The organism is Halocella sp. SP3-1 (assembly GCF_003953885.1).
Taxonomy (GTDB): Bacteria; Bacillota; Halanaerobiia; order Halanaerobiales; family DTU029; genus Iocasia; species Iocasia fonsfrigidae.
In genome coordinates, this window is record NZ_CP032760.1 from 674,414 (window position 1) to 691,736 (window position 17,323).

Here is a 17,323-nt window from a genome sequence, read left to right on the forward strand (position 1 = left end):
TGACTTTTTTCTTAAGACATAGTACAATTTTAGTTGTGCTTGGACAAGAGTGCTTTAAAAAGTACTTTAAAGTACTTTAAAAATCAAAAAAAGATTTGCTTTTTTATGTTCTTTATGTTAATATAATATTTGCTGATAACAGGTGCCCGTAGCTCAACTGGATAGAGCGTCTGACTACGGATCAGAAGGCTGAGGGTTCGACTCCTTCCGGGCACGCCATTTTAATTTAAGGATTTACACCAGGTGGTGTAAGTTTATTTTATGAAAAAAGATGAAGAGTATATGAAATTGGCTATAATAGAAGCTGGCAAGGCCCTGGAGATTGAGGAAGTCCCTATCGGGGCTGTAGTTATCTCTAAGGGAGAAATTATCGGTAGAGGGTATAATTTAAGGGAAAACACTAATGACCCTACTGCCCATGCTGAGATTATTGCCCTCAAGAATGCTGCTGCAAATTTAAATAGTTGGCGTTTAGATGAGTGTAGTCTTTATGTAACCATAGAACCCTGTCCGATGTGTGCTGGGGCAATTGTTCAGGCTCGTATTAAAAGATTGGTTTATGGAGCTAAGGACCCCAAAGCTGGAGCAGCAGGCAGCCTTTATAATATTGTAAGAGATAAGAGATTAAATCATCAGGTAGAGCTTAAAGCTGGAGTGCTGGCTGAGGAATGTGGTGACTTGATGAAGGGGTTTTTTAGAAAACTCCGGAAGTAATTGATAGGTATTTTTATTATAAAGGTGATTTTAAAACCTGGGGGGGGTCAAAGAATGAGTGATAAGTTAGCTGAATTACTAGAAGGGTTTTATAATTTTAGGGAATCTATGGAGAAGAGATTTGACAGGCTCGAAAACAGATTTGACAGGCTTGAGGATAGGTTTGATAAGCTTGAAAATAGGTTTGATAGTTTAGAAACAAGATTTAATAGTTTAGAAGAAAAGGTAAATGAGATTGCTAAAGACGTCAAAGATATTAAAAGGACACAGACTACCAATAGGCGACAGATTGCAGAAAATACTTTAGATATTTCTGATATTAAAGAAAAGCTTAAGATTAGTTGATATAATTATGCAATTAAACAATTAGTAAATCAAATTATAGATAGAGCCCATTCTGGAAGGGTGGGTGAGTCTGGCTGAAACCGCTCGACTCGAAATCGAGTAGACGCATAAACGTCTCGAGGGTTCAAATCCCTCCCCTTCCGCCATGATAAGAAGTTGAAGATGTAAAATTTAGTTTAAAGCAAGTAGTCTTTAAGTTTAAAGTATAATAATAAGTTTAAGGAAGTAAATAAGTAGGTTTAAGGGTTTAAAGGGTTTACTCCAAGCTCCAACCTCCAACTTCCTACATCCCAATATGGAGAGGTGTCCGAGTCTGGCTTAAGGGGCTCGCCTGGAAAGCGAGTGTAGGTTACCGCCTACCGAGGGTTCGAATCCCTCCCTCTCCGCCATATAGATAAGATTTGGCCGTACTAAATGGGGGGGTAGCGGTACCCTGTAACCTGCAACCCGCTATAGCAGGATTGAAGCCGAGCTGAGGATTTTCCTTTGTGGGGTCCGGCCTTGATAAGTGGTGTTGACAATCGGGTCTTACGCAATGAAGCTTTATGAACCCCGTCAGGTCCGGGAGGAAGCAGCGGTAAGTAAATGCCTTCATGTGCCGTAAGGGTGCCTGGTTCGAGCTAACTGTCAAGGTAACGCCTGGGAAGGGAGATTCGAGGTAGGTGTACGGCCTTTTTATACATATAATAAGTTTTAGGGAGGTGATCCTATGGCTTTTCTATCATTATATAGGAAGTATCGTCCCGATGATTTTGAGGGGCTGATAGGCCAGGAGCATGTAGTTAAAACCTTGAAGAACACATTGCAGACCGGTAGGATCGGCCATGCCTATCTATTTGCTGGTCCACGTGGAACAGGTAAGACATCTACTGCTAAAGTCTTTGCTAAGGCTTTAAATTGTGTTAAGGGGCCAACTATAGACCCCTGTGGTGAATGCCCGGCATGTCAGAAGATTAATTCAGGGCAGTCCCTGGATGTTATTGAGATAGATGCTGCTTCAAATCGAGGTATTGACGAGATAAGGGATCTCCGGGAAAAGGTTAAATTCTATCCTACTGAAGGAGATTATAAAGTATATATTATAGATGAGGTACATATGTTAACTAAAGGGGCTTTTAATGCCCTGCTTAAGACATTAGAAGAGCCCCCCGAAAATGTCGTATTTATTCTGGCTACTACTGAACCACACCGTGTAATCGATACCATACTCTCCCGCTGCCAGCGTTATGATTTTTCCTTAATAACTATTAAAGATATTAAGAAACGATTAAAATATATTTGTCAGGCTGAATCTGTGACCTATCATGAAGGGGCAGTGGACCTTATTGCCCGTAGTTCTAATGGTGGTATGAGGGATGCGATAAGTCTACTGGATCAGGCAATTTCTTTTACAAATGGTCAATTAGATGAAAATCGCTTGCAGGAGATGCTTGGTAAGGTAGATAGCACAGTATTGGTTGATTTATTTAATAAAATAGTAAATAAAGAAACGGCTGCTGCCATTGAATTATTAAACCAGATTATTGATAGGGGTAATGCCCTGTCTGTTTTGCTTGATGATTTAATTGGATACCTCAGGCAGTTACTTTTGATCAAGGAATGTGGGGGTAAAACAAGTGTTCTTGACCTCCCCGAAGAGAGAATAGAGGAACTACTGCAGGAAAGTAATAAAGTTGACATATCTTTATTAATAAACTTTATTGAGGAGTTAACAAGGATTAAAAAAGATTTTGTTTTTACAGAACAGCCGCAGATACTCCTGGAAATGGGTATAATAAAATTGGCTGCTTTAGACCAGGGTGATTCCCTTACTGCATTAAAATCCAGGATAGCCAGCTTAGAGCTTGCTTTAAAGGAATTACTTGAAGGTAAAAGAAAGGCAAGACCTCCAGTTTCGGTTGATAAACAGGGAGGTCAGGAAGTAAAAACGGTTAATAATACAAAACCGTCAGTAATAGAAGATAAGAGTGAAGATAAAAAAAATGTTGTTAAGAAGAAAGAAAGAGATACAGGACCTGCCGAGAATAGTAATATTACTATTACTATTGAACAGGTAAGGGAGCTGTGGCCTGTTATTCTGGAAAAAATAAAGGAGAAAGATATAAGTGTTCAGGCCTATCTACTGGAGGGAAAACCAGAGGCTGTTATAGATAATTGTCTTAGTATTGAATTTCCAGAAGATAAGAGTTTTCATAAAAATGCTGCTGCCAGGAAGTTAGACCTTGTTAAAAAGGTGATAACGACTGTACTAGGTACAGACTGCCAGCTTGTTTTTAAGCTGAGAGGAGAAGAACTAGCTGAGGCTAAAAAAAAAGAACTGACTGAGCAGGAGAGCAATAATGGAGATAGAGAAGATGATAGAGATGACCTTGTTGCTAGGGTAGCTGATTTTTTTGAAGGAGAAGTAATAAAGGTTAATTATGAAGTATTAGAAGATAAAGGGACTTAGTTTTTGTTAAAAAAATAAGGGGGTTTATAACGGTGAATATGAATAAACTAATGAAACAGGCTCAACAGATGCAGGCGAAGATGGCCAAGATGCAGGATGAATTAAAAGAAAAGACGGTTGAGGCTACTGCTGGAGGTGGGGTTGTTAAAGTAGTTGTAAATGGGAAACAGGAATTGTTGGATATAAAGATTGACCCTGATGCTGTTGACCCTGAAGATGTAGAAATGCTGGAAGACCTGATCCTGGCAGCTGTTAATGAAGGTATGCGTAAAATTTCAGATATGGTTAATGAAGAGATGGGCAAATTAACCGGCGGGATGAATATCCCGGGGATGTTTTAATGAGATATTATCCCCGTCCTATGGGGAAGTTAATCAATGAGTTAAGTAAGTTGCCTGGGGTGGGTCCTAAAACTGCACAGCGTCTGGCTTTTTTTATACTGGGGCGTAATAAGGGTGAGGTAAATGAACTAGCCCAGGCTCTACTTGATGCCAGGGAGAATATAAGGTATTGTTCTGTCTGTAATAATCTGACGGAAGAAGAGACCTGTAATTTTTGTTCTTCACTGGAGAGAGACAGATCATTAATCTGTGTGGTAGAGAGTCCTAAAGATGTAATTGCTATGGAAAAAACAGGTGAATATAATGGTCTTTATCATGTTTTACATGGTTCTATTTCCCCAATGGATGGAGTAGGGCCTGATGATATCAGGATTAAAAATCTAATTCCCCGTCTCAAGGAAGGGGTTGATGAGGTCATTGTAGCCACTGATCCTAATGCAGAAGGTGATGTGACGGCTATGTATTTAGCTAAACTGCTAAAACCACTGGGGGTTAAAGTAACCAGGATTGCTCACGGTCTTCCGGTGGGTGGTGACCTGGAATATGCTGATGAAGTAACCCTATCAAAGGCTTTAGAGGGTAGGAGAGAGTTATAAGTAGGACTATCATGATGGTAGTTCTACTTATTATTTATTAAAGATTAAAATTTTTTAATTAAAGAGGATATTATAAACTAACAGCGAAAATAATATATGGATAAAATATTTATAGAGGGAGGGAGTTAGCTTGATTACAACTGTTACTTTAAATCCAGCAATAGATAGGGAATATTTTGTTACAGAACATGTGGCTAAAAGACATGAATACCTTTATGATAAAAAGGATATCAGGGTATACCCTGGTGGGAAAGGTCTTTTAACAGCAATTGATTTAAAATACATGGGATACCCAGATGTACAGAATTTAGGTTTTGTAGGTGGTAAACAGGGATTGTTTTTTGAAAAGATGGTCCAGAAGTATAAGATAACGACAAATTATATCTATACCGAAAATGAGATCAGGAATAATGTCTTTATTATTTCAAAAAATCCGGTAACTTTTACCCATTATAGTGATTATTCTTACAGAGTGACTAAAAAAGATGTTGAGGATCTGATTAAACGTTTTAAAAGGGCTATAGTGGATAGTGATCTGATTATTATAGCAGGCTCAATACCTGAGGGTGTAGATTTTGATATATATCAAAGAATGATTAGTATTTGTAATGATCAGGACAAGGATGTTTTCTTAGAGGCCAGTGGAGAGACCTTAAATCAGGCTTTAAAGGAAAAGCCAAAAGTAGTTAGTCCATACTTTAAACACACCAGAAAAATACTTGACCAGGAGGTTGTGGAATTTGAGGATTATGTAAAAATGGGTTATAGATTGTTAGAGGAGGGTGCCCATAGTGTGGTTATTCCTCACCACTGTGATCGTTTATTATTTATAAATGGCAAGGCTTATTCTTTAACATCGGTAGATTTTTGTCTTAGAAACTGGTTAGGTGCTGGTGATGCTTATAATGCTGGATTTTATGACTATATAGCCCGTAAAGGTTTTGACTTTATAGAGGCCAATAGGTATGGGGCAGCAGCAGCACTTACTGTGGCAGAAAACAGAAGTATTTTTATTAAAGATAAAGAATTGATCAAAGATAATCTAAATAGAATTAAAATCAAAGAGTTGGAGGTGTAGCCATTTGGGTATAGTTAAGGATTATATGATGCGCACCCTGGTTTCAGTTTCAGAGGATGATCAGATAAAAGAGGCCATTAGAATTATGTATAAAGCCGAGATGTCGGTATTACCAGTTGTTAATTCAGAGAACAAATTTTTAGGGACTATTTATAGTGAAAACATATTAAAGAATATCCTTCCAGAGAAGTATGGTTACCTTGTTAATAATCGTTTATTATATGAGGTTAATCAGGCAGCTGATAATTTGGAAGAGATTAAGGATAGAACTGTTGGTGAATATATGTTCTCTCGTACATCTGCTGTATTAGAAAATGACAAGATGTATAAAATTGCAGATGTTATGTTAGATAATAAAGAATCGATACTTTTTGTTGTCAATGAGTCTGGAAATCTGAGGGGTTATATTTCCCGGGCAGATTTACTCTATTATTTATTAAAGGTCTGTAATAAACAGGATGAATAAAAAATAAGACAATAATTCAATAATTCAATAATTCAATAAGATACCGAGGTGTAAGTGAAGATGGATTTTGAAATTGATAAATTGCGGGGGTTTGGAGAATGGTTTCTACTAAACCATGCTAATAATAAACTGATTTATGTGCTAGGAATTTTAATTATTATGGCTTTTTTAGTTGTATTATTAACTAAAAGGTATAGGGTTCCTATTGTTGTTGGGTATGTTTTTTTGGGTATGTTGATTAGTCATGATGTTATAAACTTTTTGCCTTTTATAGGCTCAGTGCAGAAAGAGTGGTATTTTTTTGCGTTAAATAATCTGGGTTACCTGACCAATATAGCTCTGGCATTTATTGCTTTTACTATTGGGACAGAGCTTTCTATTAAGACCTTGAAGCAATTAGGTAAATCTATTATATTTATCGCTTTATTGGAATCCACTGGAGCCTTTATGATAGTAACTTTGGTTGTACTTGCTATTGGCAAACCTTTATATCTGGCTTTAGTATTGGGAGCAATAGCTTCAGCAACAGCTCCGGCAGCTACAGTTATGGTACTCAAGGAATATAGGGCAGAGGGGGAATTAACCTCATCAATATTGGCTGTGGTAGGGATAGATGATGCTATAGCACTAATTATCTTTAGTTTAGTAGAACCTATTGCACTTATTCAACTTAAAGGTGGGGGTAATCTTTCTCTGGGACAGATATTAGGCAAACCCTTCTTGGAAATATTTGGTTCACTCTTTATTGGTTTAGTAGTAGGATATCTTTCCCAGATGTTGATAAGCAGTTTTGAAGATGATACTAAGAAAATTTTATGCTTAGTTACAACAATTATAGGGGGTTCAGCCCTTGCTATTTTCTTAAATTTTTCTCCTTTGATTACAAATATGGCAGTTGGTTTTGCTTTTCGTAACTTTGCCAGGAAAAATCTCGGTGTAGGTAGTTATATGGATATACTTACGATACCTTTGTATGCTATGTTTTTTATTCTAGCTGGGACAGAGATACGTTTAACAAGTATTACCTCAATTAGTTTTTTAATGATTGCTTTTGTCTATCTGATTTCTCGGATTATCGGCAAGGTATCAGGTGCTTCATTAGGTGCTATTTTAGGTAAAGCACCAGATAAGGTTAAGAAATATATAGGTTTCGGATTATTACCTCAAAGTGGTGTTGCTATTGCACTGGCATATACCGTACAACAGGACTTCGTTACAGCACCTCAGATTGGCTTATTAGTTTTTAATGTACTTTTATTTACAGCAGCTTTGACTGAGGTATTTGGACCATTTGCTACCAAATATGCTCTAATAAAATCAGGTGAAGCAAGGGAAAGTATCACAAACACTTAATTATGCAAAAGGGTTATTATGAAAGAGCCTTATTTAAAAAACTTGTCTTGTAACGAAAAACGGCTTTTTTGTGTTCATATTATGTTAATATATTTGAAATGAATTGATTAAAATAAGTTTAAATTTGTTCAAAAGATAGAGAATCCTTGTTTAAAGGATTCTCTTTTTTAATGTCCAGGAAATTGGTACTTATATTTTTTAAATTTAGAATAATTTTACTAGTGTTTATTTTTTATGATATAATAAATTAAGATTTATACCCTAGGAATGGGCGGAAATCTGACGTAACATAATTATTAAGGGGGGATAATTATGATAACCACAGTTACTTTAAATCCAGCAATAGATAGGGAATATTTTGTTACAGAACATGTGGCTAAAAGACATGAATACCTTTATGATAAAAAGGATATCAGGGTATACCCTGGTGGGAAAGGTCTTTTAACAGCAATTGATTTAAAATACATGGGATACCCAGATGTACAGAATTTAGGTTTTGTAGGTGGTAAACAGGGATTGTTTTTTGAAAAGATGGTCCAGAAGTATAAGATAACGACAAATTATATCTATACCGAAAACGAGATCAGGAATAATGTCTTTATTATTTCAAAAAATCCGGTAACTTTTACCCATTATAGTGATTATTCTTACAGGGTGACTAAAAAAGATGTTGAGGATCTGATTAAACGTTTTAAAAGGGCTATAGTGGATAGTGATCTGATTATTATGGCAGGCTCAATACCTGAGGGTGTAGATTTTGATATATATCAAAGAATGATTAGTATTTGTAATGACCAGGATAAGGATGTTTTCCTACAGGCCAGTGGAGAGAGCTTAAATCGGGCTTTAAAGGAAAAGCCAAAAGTAGTTAGTCCATACTTTAAACATACTAGAAAAATACTTGACCAGGAGGTTGTGGAATTTGAGGATTATGTAAAAATGGGTTATAGATTGTTAGAGGAGGGTGCCCATAGTGTAGTTATTCCTCACCACTGTGATCGTTTATTATTTATAGATGGCAAGGCTTATTCTTTAACACCGGTAGATTTTTGTCTTAGAAACTGGTTAGGTGCTGGTGATGCTTATAATGCTGGATTTTATGACTATATAGCCCGTAAAGGTTTTGACTTTATAGAGGCCAATAGGTATGGGGCAGCAGCAGCACTTACTGTGGCAGAAAACAGAAGTATTTTTATTAAAGATAAAGAATTGATCAAAGATAATCTAAATAGAATTAAAATCAAAGAGTTGGAGGTGTAGCCACTTGGGTATAGTTAAGGATTATATGATGCGCACCCTGGTTTCGGTTTGTGAGGATGATCAGATAAAAGAGGCCATTAGAATTATGTATAAGGCCGAGATGTCGGTATTACCAGTTGTTAATTCAGAGAACAAATTTTTAGGGACTATTTATAGTGAAAACATATTAAAGAATATCCTTCCAGAGAAGTATGGCTACCTTGTTAATAATCGTTTATTATATGAGGTTAATCAGGCAGCTGAAAATTTGATAGAGGTTAAGGAAAGAGGGGTTAAAGAATATATGTCAACCAGGACCTCTGTTGTAATGGAAAATGACAAGATGTATAAAATTGCAGATGTTATGTTAGATAATAAAGAATCGATACTTTTTGTTGTCAATGAGTCTGGAAATCTGAGGGGTTATATTTCCCGGGCAGATTTACTCTATTATTTATTAAAGGTATGTAATAAACAGGATGAATAAAAAATAAGACTATAATTTAATAAGATACTGAGGTGTAATAAATGGATTTTGAAATTGATAAATTGCGGGACATTGGGGAGTGGTTTGTATTAAATCAGGCTAGCAATAAATTTATTTATGTGGTAGGTTTTTTAATCTTTATGGCTTTATTAGTTGTCTTATTATCTAAAAAGTATAGGGTTCCTATTGTTGTTGGATATGTTTTTTTGGGTATGTTATTTAGTCATGATGTTATAAGTGCCCTCCCTTTTATAAGTCCAGAACAAAAAGAATGGTACTTTTTTACCTTGAGCAACTTTGAGTATATGACTAATATAGCTCTGGCATTTATTGCTTTTACTATTGGTACTGAGCTTTCGGTTAAGATGTTAAGACGTCTGGGTAAACCGATTATGTTTATTGCCTTTATACAATGTATAGCAGCTTTTCTTGTAGTAACAATAGCGGTACTTGCTATTGGTAAGCCGCTATATCTGGCTTTAATATTGGGGGCAATATCTTCAGCAACAGCACCAGCTGCAACTGTAATGGTACTTAAGGAATATAAAGCTGAAGGTGTACTGACAGCAATGATCATTGCTGTAATAGGGATAGATGATGCTATAGCCCTGATAATTTTTAGTCTAATAGAACCTATTGCTCTTACGCAATATAGTGGGAGTGGCTCCCTGGCTATTAGCCATCTATTGGGAGAACCGATGATAGAGATTTTTGCTTCTCTATTTATTGGCTTGATTATCGGTTACCTTTCCCAAAGTTTAATAAGTACCTTTGAGGATAGTACTAAGAAAATTTTAACTTTAGTCACAACTATTATAGGTGGATCAGCATTGGCGCTTTTACTGAATTTGTCTCCCTTAATAACTAATATGGCAGTTGGTTTTGCTTTTCGTAACTTTGCCAGGAAAAACCTTGGTGTAGGTAATTATATGGACATACTTACAATACCTTTATATGCTCTATTTTTTATTCTGGCTGGGACAGAGATAAGGTTGGCAAGTATAGCTTCAAGTAGTTTTTTGATCATTGCTTTTGTTTATTTAATCTCCAGGGTTATAGGTAAGGTGTCAGGTGCCTCTTTAGGGGCAATTTTGGGACAGGCACCAGATAAAGTCAAGAAATATATTGGTTTAGGCTTGTTACCGCAGAGTGGTGTTGCTATAGCAATGGCCTATACTGTGCAGCAGGATTTTATAGCAGTTCCTGAAGTTGGTTTGCTGGTTTTTAATGTGTTGTTATTTACAGCAGCACTTACTGAGGTATTTGGACCATTTGCTACCAAATATGCGGTAGTCAAAGCTGGTGAAGCACATGGTTTAGAAGAGGGAGTACGAAAAGAGAATGCTTAATTTTTTATAATTATATTAAAGGATTGTATGCAGGGCAGCTGTGAAATTGGCTGCCCTATTTTATTAAGTCAAAAGTTATTTTCTGTATAAAGTTTTTTATTTATGTAAAAAATAATTGGGAAAGAGGGGTGTTGTAGTGTTTGGATTTCCATTACTTTATCTTGCTTTAGCAGCCCTGGCAGGACTTTCTATGGCAGTACAGGGGTCACTTAATGCTGTACTGGGGAAAAAGACAGGTATATTGGAGGCCTCATTTATTGTTCATTTTACTGCTGTAATTGTCCTGTTAATTTTTATTCTTATAAATTTGAATAAAATTAATATCCCCCAGTGGAGAAAAATCCCCTGGTATCTTTATCTGGGTGGTTTACTGGGGGTAATTATAAGTTATACGGTGATAATTACTATTCCTAAGCTAGGGGTAGCTGTAGCAACCACTGCGATAATTACCGCACAGGTTTTAACAGCTTCTTTTATTGATCACTTTGGCATTTTTGGGCTGGAAGAGATCCCATTTACCTGGATTAAGCTGGTAGGGGTGTTTTTTTTGGCTGCAGGGGTGCGTTTATTGTTGCATAATTGAAAGGGGTTAAATGATGGAATTGATGACCTTAAAAAATCAATTGAGTGATTTTTTGGCTAAAAGTAAAGAAATTTATCGATATCTTAAGGAGTCCTGGCTTATCTCTAAAACTGAATTCGACCGAGCAAAATTGCCCAATAATAAGGTTGATATATATAAAGAACTGGAAGAGGCATATCAGGAATGGGTTGAGGCGAAACAGTATTTTAATAATGTCTCAGAACCACCTGAATTGATTGATCATGCAGCCTATTTAGTTCAGGCTGCTGAAAGAAAGTATATCTTCTATTTAAAAAAAATCAGGGGAAAAGAAGAATCAGGGAATCTATAACTTTTAATTCTTGTGAAACCTTGTACAAAATAAGATACTGTGATATACTAATCTAAACAAAATAAAAAACCTGTTTATATGTTTTATATTTTTCTTCCTGGGTTTGAGGGTTGTCCTGAGAACAGGGGAAGGGGTTTGTTTTGTAAAGTTATCTCTACCTGTTAATTATCTGGTAGGGTTTTTTGTGTTTTGTTGAAAAATAGGAGGAGTGATATTTATGCAGGATACACCACAGGCTAATCTGCCTCATATTGCTGTTTTTGGCCGTCGTAATGTTGGGAAATCCAGTTTAATTAATGCCCTTACAAATCAAAAGCTGGCCCTGGTATCTGAAGTAGCTGGAACTACTGCTGACCCTGTCTATAAGAAAATGGAGTTGCTCCCACTGGGTCCAGTGGTTATGATTGATACTGCTGGAATTGATGATACAGGAGACTTAGGTGAGCTCAGGGTTGAAAAGACTATGGAGGTTATCCGCAAGACAGATCTGGCCCTACTTGTTATTGAAGCAGACTATGGTATAACTGAATTTGAAAGAAGGCTCTATAGTCATCTACAAGAAAATGAGATTACTATTCTGGTGCTGATTAATAAGACTGATATCTGTCAGGAGGAAATCTCAGGGCTCACTAGGCAAATTAAGGAAGAATGGGATCAGGAGCCTATTACTGTTAGTGCATTGCAAAAGAAAGGCATTGATAATCTACGGAATAAGATTGTCCAGAATGCCCCAGAAGATTATGAAGAACCATTTATTATTGGTGATTTGATTAATCCCGGGGATATAGTGATACTGGTTACCCCGATTGACCTGTCAGCCCCTAAGGGGAGATTGATTTTACCTCAGGTACAGACAATCAGGGATGTCCTGGATCATGATGGTATTGTAATTGTAAATAAGGAACGGGAACTGAAAATGACTTTAAGTAAGTTGAAAGAAAAACCGAAGATTGTTGTCACAGATTCCCAGGCTTTTATGAAGGTAGATGCTGATGTCCCAGATGATATATTAATGACCAGTTTTTCAATTCTCTTTGCCCGTTATAAAGGTGATCTGGAGATGTTTCTGGAGGGGGCTAGAAAACTAAGAGAACTAAAGGCTGATGACAGGGTCCTTATAGCTGAATCCTGTACACATCACCGGCAGGCTGATGATATTGGTACAGTAAAGATTCCCCGCTGGCTCAGGTCAAAGGTTGGTAATGGACTAAAGTTTGATCATGTTTCTGGTCGTGAATACCCTAAAAACCTGAATGATTATGACTTGATTTTACATTGTGGTGGGTGTATGTTAAACCGGAGGGAAGTAATTTCTCGACTGAGAGAGGCCCATCAGGCTGGTGTTCCAGTAATAAATTATGGGATGGCGATTGCCCAGTTACATGGTATTCTTGATAGGGCTTTAAAACCCTTTACTGCTATACATTCAATCTGGCTTGATGAGGAACAGGGTTAAATTTGGGGGGGGGGAGTTGATTTGTCTTTAAATAAGGGAAAAGATAAGAGAGTTGAATCAGACCTTATTGGTAAAAAGGAGTTGTCAGTAGAAGCCTATTACGGGATTAATACCCTGCGGGCAATGGAAAATTTTTCGCTTAGCTCTTTCCGGGTTCATCCAGAGTTAATTAAAGGAATAGCAGCAGTAAAAAAGGCTGCAGCTATTACTAATCAACAACTTGATCTCCTGCCAGCAAAAAAGGCAGAGGCTGTAATACAAGCCTGTGAGGAGATTATGGAAGGCGGCCTAAGGGAGGAGTTTAAGCTTGATGCCTATCAAGGTGGGGCAGGAACCTCAACTAATATGATGTTGAATGAGGTTATTGCCAATAGAGCCCTGGAGATTATGGGAGAAAAAAAGGGGTCTTATCAGTTAATCCACCCAAATGATGATGTAAACAAAGGTCAGTCGACCAATGATGTCTATCCTACTGCTTTAAGGATTGCTGTCCTTAAATTGTTGGCACCTTTGACAGATTCTTTTGCTTCTTTACAGGGGGCTTTACAGGAGAAAGAGAAGGAATTTGCTGAGGTAGTAAAATTAGGCCGGACCCAGCTGCAGGATGCCCTTCCGATCACTCTGGGACAGGAATTTGCTGCTTATGCTGAGGCTATTGGCAGGGACCGTTGGCGTTTATATAAGATAGAAGAGAGGTTAAAAAAGACTAATCTTGGGGGGACTGCTATTGGTACAGGATTAAATACCCCCAGACTTATATCTTTAAAATTTACCAGCAATTACGGCAGGTAACAGGCCTTAGCCTGGCTCAGGCAGAAAACATGATAGATATCACCCAGAATATGGATGTTTTTGTAGAGGTATCAGGGTTGCTTAAGGCGGCTGCTGTAAATCTAAATAAAATTGCTAGTGACCTGCGGCTCCTCTCTTCAGGCCCCAGGGGTGGGATAGCTGAGTTAAGGTTACCAGAGGTTCAGGCCGGGTCATCAATTATGCCTGGCAAGGTAAATCCAGTTATCTGTGAATTGATTAATCAAGTTTCTGTTGAAATTATCTCCAGTGACCAGGCAGTTACCCTGGCAGCAAGGGATGGCCAGCTGGAACTGAATGCCTTTACCCCTTTGATAGCCCATAAGCTCTTAAATGCTATGGAAATTATGCAGAAAGGGGTAGACATATTTGTGAGTAAGTGTATAAAAGGAATTGAGGTTGATATCAGTAGGTGCGAGGAATTACTGAAGAACAGTCTGGCCGGGGTTACTGCTCTGGTTCCCTATCTTGGATATGATAAATGCAGTCAACTGGCCCATAAAGTAATAGAATCAGCTCAAAGCCTGACAGAGGTAGTACTTTCTGAAGGGCTTTTAAGCAGGAAAGAATTAGCCAGGATTATGGAGAGGGAATCGATGACCAGACCGGGTATTATTAATATTAAAAATAGTGATTAAGTTCTTCCTGTATTATTTAAAGGATTCCCCTCTGCTTGAGATAGTTAGTTTACCGTGTTTAACACCCTTCAAACCGATAAGGGATTCAGCTGCCTGCTGGACTTTAAGTGGCTCCCCTTCAATGATCATGACTTCCAGGCAAAAATCGTGGCTTAGATGGAGATGAAGGTTTGATTTAAAGATGTGGTGGTAGTTGTGCTGGATATCCAGCATTTTTTTGTTTAAGCCCCGTTGGTGGTGGTTGTATAGTAGTGTCAGGGTTCCAATTACTTTTCCTTCACTGTCCAGCCACTCTTCTTCAACTATTTTGTTTCTAATGAGGTCACGAATGGCCTCTGATCTATTGCTATATGTCCCTTCAATTAGTTTATCAAATTTCTTTAAAAGTTTTTCTTCGATGGAAACACCGGTGCGGATTACTTTAGACATTATAATCACTCCCTAGATAGAACAGCTTATATTAATTATTCTATAAGGGAGGGGTTTACTCCTGCTTTAGTGAATTATCAAAAAATTGTTAAAGTAAATAAAATTTAAAGTTGACAAACAGAGAAAGACATGATATTATATAATTAATGTAACCGGTTACAGTTGTTTTGTCAGGGATTATTGAATTTCAATGTTAAAAAATGTTATATTGTTACATTTTAGGAGGTGATGTTGTTGAGTGAGAGAACCAAGAAACTAAGGGATAAATTAATGAACACTATACCAGCAATTTGTTCAGAAAGAGCTAAAATATTTACTGAATCTATGAAAGAAAGTGTTGGCCAGCCTATTGTTAAAAGAAGGGCTGAGGCTTTTAGTAAGGTGTTAAAAGAGATGACACTTTATGTAAGGAGAGATGAATTAATTGTTGGTAATCAGGCAAGCAAACCTCGTTCGGCGCCTGTTTTTCCTGAATATTCTGTAGAGTGGATCAAGGATGAGTTAAATGGTAATCCATATCATTTTAGTGAAAGGCCATCAGATAAATTTGAGTGTGATAAAAAAACTAGCAATGAATTAATGGAGATCATTGATTACTGGCAGGGCAAAACCTTATTTAAAAATTTAAAGGAACTACTACCAGAAGAGGCGAATAAGGCCTGGGAGATGGGTGCAATTGATGAAACCTGGGTATCAGCAGGGGGGTTAGGCAACATATTGCCTGACTATAGTGTTATACTTAATAATGGTTTAAGCTCATTTATCAGGCAAGCTGAAGAGGTTATTGCTAGTTTGGATCTTAAACAACCAGCTCAAATAAAGAAATATTGGTTTTTAAAGGCGGTAATCACTACTAATAAGGCTGTGATTGATTTTGCCCATCGTTTTGCAAATAAACTTAGACAAATGGCAGTGGATACCAACAATAAACAGCGTCAAAAAGAGCTAGAAATTATGGCCAGTAATTGTCTGCGAGTTCCAGAAAAGCCCGCTACATCATTCTGGGAAGCCCTCCAATCGGTCTGGTTTGTCCATTTGGCTATTCAAATTGAGACAAACGGTCATGCAATTTCATTAGGTAGGTTTGACCAATATTTATGGCCTTTTTATAAAAAGGATCTTGAAAATGGGATTATTAATAAAGATGAAGTACTTGAACTTGTAGAAACCTTCTTTATAAAGACAAATGAGGTAAATAAATTACGTTCCTGGCCTGATACAGAATATTTTCCTGGTTACCATATGGCAGAAAATCTTGCTATAGGGGGTCAAAATGCAAAAGGTGAGGATGCTGTCAATGAACTAACTTATATCATCCTAGCTGCAACAGAGAATTTAAAGTTGCCTAAACCATCTGTTTCCTTAAAGTGGTTTGAAGGAACGTCGAAAGATTTTATGGAAAGAGCTCTAGAAGTTGTACAAAATCATTCTGGTGGACAGCCTGCTTTTTATAATGATTTAGGGGTTATAAGGATGCTAAAAAATATGGGTGTAAAAAATGAGGATTGTTACAACTGGGCACCTGTAGGTTGTATAGAAGCATCAATACCAGGGAAATGGGATTTTGCAGCAAAAGGCTCCTGGTTAAATACTGCTAAAATACTTGAAATAACTTTAAATAATGGGAAAGACCCTAAAACAGGGATCACTCTTTTACCAGGGGATGGTGATCTAACTACTTTCAATAATATACAGGAGGTTATGAAGGCATTTAAAAAACAGTTGCGCTATTATATGAATTTACAGGTTATAACAGAGCATATAAATGATGAGTTACATATGCTACATGATGTTAATGCCTTTAGATCCTCACTTATACAGGATTGTATTAAAAGGAGTAAATCACTTATTGAAGGGGGTTCAATTTATTCTGCTGATGGTGGGCCGACTGTGGGGGCAATGACAGCAGGGGATTCATTAGCTGCTATAGAAACAGTTATTTTTAATAAAGGTTGGTTAACAGGTAGCCAGTTACAGCATGCCTTGGAGACTAATTTTACTGATGATACTACGGATCCTACTGGTGAAGAAATAAGACAAATGCTGCTAAATAAAACACCTAAATTTGGAAATGATAATGATAAAGCAGATAGATGGACTGTTTTAATCAATGATTTTATGGGTTCCACTTATCATCATGAATTTAAGAATTCTCGTTATGGCAAAGGACCAATTCCAGGGACATATGCCTTAAGTCAAAGTTCGGTAACAGGTAATGTAGCTTTTGGTAATGCTGTTGGGGCTACACCAGATGGACGGCAAGCTCAAAAACCTCTAAATAATGGGGTATCACCTGCAACAGGGGTAGAGAGAAATGGATTAGTTGCAACTATTAATTCTGTAAGTAAGTTGCCGAGTATCTGGTTCCAAAAGGGGGCAATCTTTAATGTAAGACTGAGCCCAAACATTTTAAAAAGCAAAGTGGGTAAAGAGAGAGTAACTGGAATAATAGAGACACTTTTCAATAACAATCAGTATCATATACAGTTTAATGTAATAGGAAATGAAACCCTTAAAGATGCCCAGGAGAAACCAGAAGATTATCGTAATTTAATGGTCAGGGTTGCGGGGTATAGCGCATTTTTTACGCCTCTTAATAAAGAATTACAGGACGATATTATTAAGCGTATGGAATTTAGTAACTAAATAATTATCTTAA

At 37.1% G+C, this 17,323-nt stretch carries 18 protein-coding genes, 3 tRNA genes and 1 other RNA gene; 21 read left to right on the forward strand and 1 reads right to left on the reverse strand.

Translation table 11 applies throughout. The features are described 5' to 3' along the window. Positions 1–142: 142 nt before the first annotated feature. The 20 genes from D7D81_RS03160 (at position 143) to D7D81_RS20200 (ending at position 14,235) form a co-directional block, all read left to right on the forward strand. Positions 143–219: transfer RNA gene (locus D7D81_RS03160), tRNA-Arg, on the forward strand. 42 nt (positions 220–261) lie between these two features. Beyond that, the gene (gene tadA / locus D7D81_RS03165) at positions 262–714 is read left to right on the forward strand and encodes a tRNA adenosine(34) deaminase TadA (protein ID WP_125987233.1); all 453 of its coding nucleotides are present in this window, start codon (positions 262–264) and stop codon (positions 712–714) included. A gap of 54 nt (positions 715–768) precedes the next feature. Then, positions 769–1,059 carry a hypothetical protein gene (locus tag D7D81_RS03170; protein ID WP_125987235.1) on the forward strand — a complete coding sequence of 97 codons (291 nt, stop codon included), beginning with the start codon at positions 769–771 and terminating at the stop codon, positions 1,057–1,059. A gap of 54 nt (positions 1,060–1,113) precedes the next feature. Further along, positions 1,114–1,205 (forward strand) — tRNA-Ser (locus D7D81_RS03175). A gap of 151 nt (positions 1,206–1,356) precedes the next feature. Then, positions 1,357–1,448 (forward strand) — tRNA-Ser (locus D7D81_RS03180). A gap of 16 nt (positions 1,449–1,464) precedes the next feature. Then, an RNA gene (ffs, locus tag D7D81_RS03185) (signal recognition particle sRNA large type) lies at positions 1,465–1,729 on the forward strand. 39 nt (positions 1,730–1,768) lie between these two features. Then, positions 1,769–3,508 carry a DNA polymerase III subunit gamma/tau gene (dnaX, locus tag D7D81_RS03190; RefSeq protein WP_125987237.1) on the forward strand — a complete coding sequence of 580 codons (1,740 nt, stop codon included), beginning with the start codon at positions 1,769–1,771 and terminating at the stop codon, positions 3,506–3,508. Positions 3,509–3,540: 32 nt separating this feature from the next. Continuing rightward, positions 3,541–3,849 carry a YbaB/EbfC family nucleoid-associated protein gene (locus tag D7D81_RS03195; protein ID WP_125987239.1) on the forward strand — a complete coding sequence of 103 codons (309 nt, stop codon included), beginning with the start codon at positions 3,541–3,543 and terminating at the stop codon, positions 3,847–3,849. Beyond that, a complete protein-coding gene (gene recR, locus D7D81_RS03200; protein WP_125987241.1) occupies positions 3,849–4,445 on the forward strand; it encodes a recombination mediator RecR in 597 nt (198 codons plus the stop codon). Before D7D81_RS03195 ends, recR begins: the two co-directional genes overlap by 1 nt. Positions 4,446–4,575: 130 nt before the next feature. Next, positions 4,576–5,523: a 1-phosphofructokinase family hexose kinase gene (locus tag D7D81_RS03205; protein WP_125987243.1), complete on the forward strand. Its 948-nt coding sequence runs from the start codon at positions 4,576–4,578 to the stop codon at positions 5,521–5,523. 4 nt (positions 5,524–5,527) lie between these two features. Then, positions 5,528–5,989, forward strand: coding sequence for a CBS domain-containing protein (locus tag D7D81_RS03210; RefSeq protein WP_125987245.1), 462 nt, complete (start codon positions 5,528–5,530; stop codon positions 5,987–5,989). Between the two features lie 60 nt (positions 5,990–6,049). Continuing rightward, positions 6,050–7,342, forward strand: coding sequence for a cation:proton antiporter (locus D7D81_RS03215; protein ID WP_125987247.1), 1,293 nt, complete (start codon positions 6,050–6,052; stop codon positions 7,340–7,342). Positions 7,343–7,654: 312 nt separating this feature from the next. After that, positions 7,655–8,602, forward strand: coding sequence for a 1-phosphofructokinase family hexose kinase (locus tag D7D81_RS03220; RefSeq protein WP_125987249.1), 948 nt, complete (start codon positions 7,655–7,657; stop codon positions 8,600–8,602). A 4-nt stretch (positions 8,603–8,606) separates the two neighbouring features. Next, a complete protein-coding gene (locus D7D81_RS03225) occupies positions 8,607–9,068 on the forward strand; it encodes a CBS domain-containing protein (protein WP_125987251.1) in 462 nt (153 codons plus the stop codon). Between the two features lie 41 nt (positions 9,069–9,109). Further along, entirely contained in the window at positions 9,110–10,417 is a 1,308-nt protein-coding gene (locus D7D81_RS03230; protein ID WP_125987253.1) for a cation:proton antiporter, read from the forward strand. Positions 10,418–10,553: 136 nt separating this feature from the next. Continuing rightward, a complete protein-coding gene (locus D7D81_RS03235) occupies positions 10,554–11,000 on the forward strand; it encodes a DMT family transporter (RefSeq protein WP_125987255.1) in 447 nt (148 codons plus the stop codon). A gap of 10 nt (positions 11,001–11,010) precedes the next feature. Continuing rightward, a complete protein-coding gene (locus tag D7D81_RS03240) occupies positions 11,011–11,331 on the forward strand; it encodes a DUF2508 family protein (protein ID WP_125987257.1) in 321 nt (106 codons plus the stop codon). Between the two features lie 217 nt (positions 11,332–11,548). Continuing rightward, the gene (gene hydF / locus D7D81_RS03245; protein ID WP_205739325.1) at positions 11,549–12,787 is read left to right on the forward strand and encodes a [FeFe] hydrogenase H-cluster maturation GTPase HydF; all 1,239 of its coding nucleotides are present in this window, start codon (positions 11,549–11,551) and stop codon (positions 12,785–12,787) included. 21 nt (positions 12,788–12,808) lie between these two features. Further along, on the forward strand, positions 12,809–13,579 hold the full coding sequence (locus D7D81_RS03250) for a lyase family protein (protein ID WP_353622093.1): 771 nt from the start codon (positions 12,809–12,811) through the stop codon (positions 13,577–13,579). An 11-nt stretch (positions 13,580–13,590) separates the two neighbouring features. Beyond that, positions 13,591–14,235 (forward strand): lyase family protein, encoded by a 645-nt coding sequence (locus D7D81_RS20200; RefSeq protein WP_353622109.1) that lies wholly within the window; start codon positions 13,591–13,593, stop codon positions 14,233–14,235. Between the two features lie 12 nt (positions 14,236–14,247). On the opposite strand, the gene nikR is transcribed toward D7D81_RS20200, so the two are convergent. Then, a complete protein-coding gene (gene nikR, locus D7D81_RS03255) occupies positions 14,248–14,664 on the reverse strand; it encodes a nickel-responsive transcriptional regulator NikR (RefSeq protein WP_125987261.1) in 417 nt (138 codons plus the stop codon). Positions 14,665–14,898: 234 nt separating this feature from the next. On the opposite strand from nikR, the gene D7D81_RS03260 reads away from it, so the two are divergent. Next, positions 14,899–17,310 (forward strand): glycyl radical protein, encoded by a 2,412-nt coding sequence (locus D7D81_RS03260; RefSeq protein WP_125987263.1) that lies wholly within the window; start codon positions 14,899–14,901, stop codon positions 17,308–17,310. The last annotated feature ends 13 nt before the right edge of the window (positions 17,311–17,323 follow it).